Here is a 5,307-nt window from a genome sequence, read left to right on the forward strand (position 1 = left end):
CGTTCCGGTCGTTCCGGTCGTTCCGGTCGTTCCGGTCGAGCATCGGATGGTCACATCAAGTAGTTGAACGGGTGAGGCGGGGGCATCCCCGTTAGGACACGGCTTCATCGGGTCCGGCCGCGCCGAGTCAGAAACCCGGCTGCGTCGAGCACCTGAAGCTCGACGGCGAGCTCATGGACCTCACGGGGCACGGAGCGGTGGTTGGCCAGGGCGGCCACGGCAGCGCGGGCGTGGTCGGCGAGCTCGTCCAGCGCGTGCTGGCGCTGGCGCATGCGGGCCCGTTCCTCCTGGATGGTGCGGACCGTGTCCTCCTGCCAGCGCTGGGTCCGGATGAGGTGCTCGATGGTGCGGACCGTGTCCTCCTGCCAGCGCTGGGTCCGGATGAGGTGCTCGCTGGCGTCGGCGGCCTGGCGCTCGGCGTCCTCAAGCCGGTTCAGCAGCGCGTCGAGGGCCTCGAGCCGCCCGGCGAGTCCGGCGATCAGGTCGCCCCGCTCGGGCAGGATCGTGGTCTCTCGCCGCTTGGGGTCAGACGAGGGCATGTACTCCCCCGACGGGTGGGGGATCGGGGAACCGCTCCGAGCGGTGGGCACGAGACCCGGTTGCTCCGACACGGTTGGTTACGGTAACCGACGGGGAAGGCCGGGTGTAACCCATCGTACGGATACGTCATGGCAGTCAACTGATAGCGAAAACGAGCTATAGACCGGCTAGCCTTGACAGGCTTTCGAGTGCATAGCACGCGATGTGTTGTTTGTCGGTCTTTTCGCCCGATTCGGGTCCCCCTGGGGCCCAACGGATCGGCCCCGGTGGGGTGGGGACCACCAGCCAACCCCGTTCGGGTCATCCGCATGCCAGGACGGGATGACCGGGCGGTGCCGGCTAGCTCCGTAACCTCTGTGACGTTGAGTGACCGCAGGGCTGGCGTCGAGGGAAAGAAGAGTCACCGACGGCGCAAGAGCCAGCCGTTGCGTTTGAACGCCCGGTACAGAAACAGGCACGCCGTCGCCATCACGGCGAGAACCGCCGGATAGCCCCAGGTCTGGCGCAGCTCGGGCATGTGCTCGAAGTTCATTCCATAGATTCCGGCGAGGGCGGTGGGAACGGCCGCGATCGCCACCCAGGCGCTGATCCGCCGCATGTCCTCGTTCTGCGCGATCGTCACCTGCGTCAGGGTGGCCTGCAGCACCGACGACAGCAGCTCGTCGAAGTGTTCGATGCGCTCGCTGACCTGCTCCAGGTGGTCGGCGACGTCCCGGAAGTACCGTCGCATCCCCGCGTCGACCAGCCGCGGGCTGTCCGTGGTGAGCGTGCGCAGCGGGCCGGCCAGCGGCTGGACGGCGTGCTTGAGCTCCAGCAGCTCGCGCTTCATCTGGTAGGAGCTCTCCGTCGACGGGGTCTGGTCGCGCCGGAACACGCCCGCCTCGATCTGATCGACGTCGACCTGGATCCGCTCGACCGTGTCGAGGTAGTTGTCGACGACGCTGTCGCAGATGGCATGCAGCACCGAGGTCGGCCCGTGCCGGAGCATCTCCGGGGCGGCCTCGAGCCGGCCCCGCAGCCTGGTCATCTCGCCATGCTGGCCGTGCCGCACCGTCACCACGAAGTCCTCGCCGAGGAAAATCATGATCTCGCCGGTGGTGACCACCTCTGAGGTGCCGGTCACCTCGGTGTGAGCCACATAGCTAGTGGTCTTGAGGACCACGAACAGGTGGTTCTCATACTGCTCGAGTTTGGGCCGCTGACCGCCGGTGACCGCGTCCTCCACGGCCAGCTTGTCCAGCCCGTACTCCTCGGCGATGGCGGCGAGCTGCTCGTAACTGGGCTCGAACAGGCCCAGCCAGGCGAAGCCCTCGCGCTCGGTCCGCGCCAGCCGTAGCGCGTTGGAATGATCGACGTCCATCGTCACGCACCGACCGTGGCTGTAGACCCCGCAGGCCATCACCCGGCCGTCGGGCGACGCCGGCAGCTCCACCCGCCGTGCCCGGCGGCGCTTGCGACCGACCCGGACCAACGACACCGGCCGGCTCAGCGCGCCGGCGATCCGGTGCGCGTTCGCCGACGCCTGTCCCAGGGCGTCGAGCACCGGATGCTCGGCGCCGACCTGGCCGGGCGCGCCCAGTCGGTCGGATCGCCCCCCGCCGGTCGGAGCCGCCCCGGCCGTCCCACCGCCGCCTGATTCCGGGTGGCCGCCTGATCCCGGGCGCATCGGCTCCACGCTCGCCGCGTCGTCTCGCACCATTGCCTCTTTTCCGTCGTCCACGTTGCCAGTTGCTCACGTTCCCGGGTGCTCATGTTCTCGGGCGCTCATGTGCCCGCCGCTCACCTCGTGGCTGCTGCCCACGCTGGTGGTCGTCGAGTTCGTGGTCGTCGAGCGTTCCCGCGGTGCGTCGGGAGGCCCGCGCGCCGCGGGTCCGCCCCTCCATGGTGACAAGTCGGACTCGGGAGTCATGACGTGAGCCGCGGTCCGGCGAGGACGCGGCTGCGCGGGGACTGTGCCAGCGTGGGACCGCGCACGCCGGGACCGGACGGGCTTCGACGGCCCCGCCGGACAAACCTACGGGAGGATGAGGATCAGGTGAGCGAGCTCGAGGTACGCGTGCTGCGGGTGTTCGCCGATGAGACCGGCGCGGGAGGGAGCCTGCTCGCGGTCATCCTCGACGCCGGGAAGCTGCTTGCGGATCCGCGGGATCGCGCCCTGACCGCGCACCACCTCGGCACCCCGGCCACGGTCTTCGTCGACGACTCGGAGCAGGCGGACCTGGCCGTCTACACCCCCGACCGGCAGCTGCCGACCGCCGGCGACGCCTTGGTAGGCGCGGCCTGGCTGCTAGGCCGGCTACTCGGCGGGCATCCGGAGACCCTGCGGGCAGCGGGCGGCGACGCCGTGAGCTGGCAGGAGGACGGCCGGGTGTGGATTCGCGGCGCGCTGGCCGCCGTTCCCCTCTGGGCGCACCGCCAGCTCGCGGACGCGGCCGAGGTCGACGCGATCGAGCTGCCCCGCCCGGCTGCCGACGACCTGATGCAGGTCTGGGCCTGGTCGGACGAGCCCGCCGGAACCGTCCGGGCTCGCGCCTTCGGTGCGCGTCACGGGGTCGCGGAGGACGAGGCCTGCGGCTCGGCTTCCATGCGGCTGGTCGCCGCGCTCGGACGGCGGCTGACGGTCCGGCACGGCGCCGGTTCGATCGTGCTCGCGCAGCCCGGTCCGCCGGGGTTCGCCGACGTCGGCGGCCTCGTGGTCGAGGACGAGACGCGGGTCGTGTCCGATCTCGACGAGTTCCTCGCCGGCTGAGACCCGGATCACGATCCCTCCCGCGCCGCCGCGGGCTGGTCCTCGACGCACCGAGATGGTCGCAGCCTCGGCGCGCTGCTCCGACCGCCGCATCCTTCGAATCTTCCTGCGATCGCTTATCCGCGGAACTATGCCTCGGCACGATCTGGCCGCAATCTGGCCGGAAACCGAGCGGGCGGCCGGGCAGGCGGGCGGCGGCGGCCGGGTCGGCTAACGACCATCTAGGGTCAAAAGAGCGATTCGGATCACTCGTTTAGGCTGATCTGCCATGGTGCCCGATGACCTGTCCCAGCCCGTGCGACTCGACGCGCCAATCACCGGAATCGTCGTTCACCCCCGGGGTGCTCGAATCATCCGACGCGGCCTGGTCCGGCTGCCCGTTCCCGCGGGGGACGGGCCCGCGGTGGCCGGCGTTCGGGTCGAGTTGGACGGCCTGCCGTGGGAGCTCGCACCCGATTCGGTCCGCGTCGGTGGCCGGGGCCCGGCCCGGGTGCTCGGGGTCGACGTGGTCGCCCGAACGCACCCGGCGCCCGCGGACACCGCCGGCGCCGACCTCGCCGCGCGTCGGCGCGCTGGTAGCCGAGCTGTCCGCGGTCGCCGACAAGGATGACGCCGAGCAGGCGCGGCGCGGCTTCCTCGACGTCGCCGCGCGCACCGGGGCCGCCGCGCTGGCTCGATCCTGGGCCTCGACCACAGGTGCCGGTGAGGGGTTGGCCGCCGCCGAGGACCTGCTCGCGGCTCGGATCGGCGAGGTCTACGCCCGCCGCCGCGCTCTCGCCGAGCGCCGAGCCGAGCTCGAACGGCACATCGCGGCCCTGGACCGGACGATCGAGGCTCGGCAGGGCCCCCCGCACCCCGGACACCCGCACCGTCGTCGTCGACCTCGACGCGGACGCCACCGCGGATGCGGACGCCATCGTTGCCGACACCGATGGCGAGGCCGGCCCGGACGCCGGCCCGGGCGCCGACACCGCCGCCGCGGAGGGCATCGAGGTCGAGCTGGAGGTGTCGTACCTGGTTCCGACCGCGGGCTGGCGGGCCGGCTACGACGCTCGCCTCGACGGGGAGCGGGTCACGCTGACCTGGTTCGCGCTGATCGCCCAGCGCAGCGGCGAGGATTGGCCGGCCACGGCCGATCTCGTGCTCTCGACGGCCCGCCCGGCCGCGCACGCGGAGCTGCCCGAGCTCATCCCTCAGTTCGTGGACCTGCGCCAACCGCCTCCGCCCCCGCTGCCGGCCGCGGCCCCGGCGGTGATGGCAACCGCGGGGGCGATGCCGCTGGGCCGGGGTCGGGCGAAGGCAAAGGGCGTGAAGGTGGCCCGCGCCGGCGAGCCGGAGATCGACTTTGCTGGGGCGGCGACGTATCGCCCGCCCCGCCGGGCCGCTGTCCCGGCCGACGGAGGCCGGCACCGTGTCACCGTCGCGGTGATCGAGTTCGATGCCGCCCTCGATCATCTGACCGTCCCCAGGACCTTGCCCGACGCCTACCTGCGGGCCACCGTCACCAACACCTCCCCGCACACCCTGCTGCCCGGCAAGGTCTCGATCTTCCATGGCGGGGACTTCGCCGGCAGCGGCACGATCGGCATGGTGCCGCCAGGGGCCGAGGTCGAGCTGCATCTCGGCGTCGACCACCGGGTGCGGGTCGAGCGTGAGCTGGTTCGCCGTGCGACGGGCCGCCGCGTGGGCGGGAGCAACCGACGGGTCGAGGCCGCCTACCGCGTCGAGGTGACCAATCACACACCTCGGCCGATTCGGGCGGTGGTGCGCGACCAGATCCCGGTCTCCCGGCACGAAAGCGTCACTGTGCGGGACTTCCAGGCGCGCCCCGAACCGGACGAGCGGACCGACGTCGGCCTGCTGTCGTGGACGCTCGAGCTCGGTCCGGGCGCGACCGGGCGGGTGGAGTTCTCGTTCCGGCTGGAGCATCCTCGCGGAACGGAGCTCACTGGCTGGCGGGACTGAATCGCTCAACCAGGCTGAATCGCCCAACCAGGCTGAATCGCCCAACCAGGCTG

General features: G+C 71.6%; 5 protein-coding genes. 3 read left to right on the top strand and 2 right to left on the bottom strand.

Features of this window, described 5'->3' with window-relative positions; translation table 11 throughout:
* Positions 1–104 precede the first annotated feature (104 nt).
* A complete protein-coding gene (locus tag G6R25_RS20955; RefSeq protein WP_163554288.1) occupies positions 105–539 on the bottom strand; it encodes a hypothetical protein in 435 nt (144 codons plus the stop codon).
* A gap of 401 nt (positions 540–940) precedes the next feature.
* Positions 941–2,239, bottom strand: a complete 1,299-nt coding sequence (gene corA / locus G6R25_RS20960) for a magnesium/cobalt transporter CorA (protein WP_163554289.1) — start codon at positions 2,237–2,239, stop codon at positions 941–943.
* Between the two features lie 336 nt (positions 2,240–2,575).
* Between corA and G6R25_RS20965 the strand changes: the two genes are divergently transcribed.
* From G6R25_RS20965 to G6R25_RS20970, 3 genes are all read left to right on the top strand, one after another.
* A complete protein-coding gene (locus G6R25_RS20965; RefSeq protein WP_163554290.1) occupies positions 2,576–3,289 on the top strand; it encodes a PhzF family phenazine biosynthesis protein in 714 nt (237 codons plus the stop codon).
* 268 nt (positions 3,290–3,557) lie between these two features.
* Positions 3,558–3,899 (top strand): DUF4140 domain-containing protein, encoded by a 342-nt coding sequence (locus G6R25_RS28120; protein WP_235949302.1) that lies wholly within the window; start codon positions 3,558–3,560, stop codon positions 3,897–3,899.
* Between the two features lie 92 nt (positions 3,900–3,991).
* A complete protein-coding gene (locus G6R25_RS20970; RefSeq protein WP_235949303.1) occupies positions 3,992–5,254 on the top strand; it encodes a DUF4139 domain-containing protein in 1,263 nt (420 codons plus the stop codon).
* The last annotated feature ends 53 nt before the right edge of the window (positions 5,255–5,307 follow it).

Source organism: Candidatus Frankia alpina, assembly GCF_902806485.1.
Taxonomy (GTDB): Bacteria; Actinomycetota; Actinomycetes; order Frankiales; family Frankiaceae; genus Frankia; species Frankia alpina.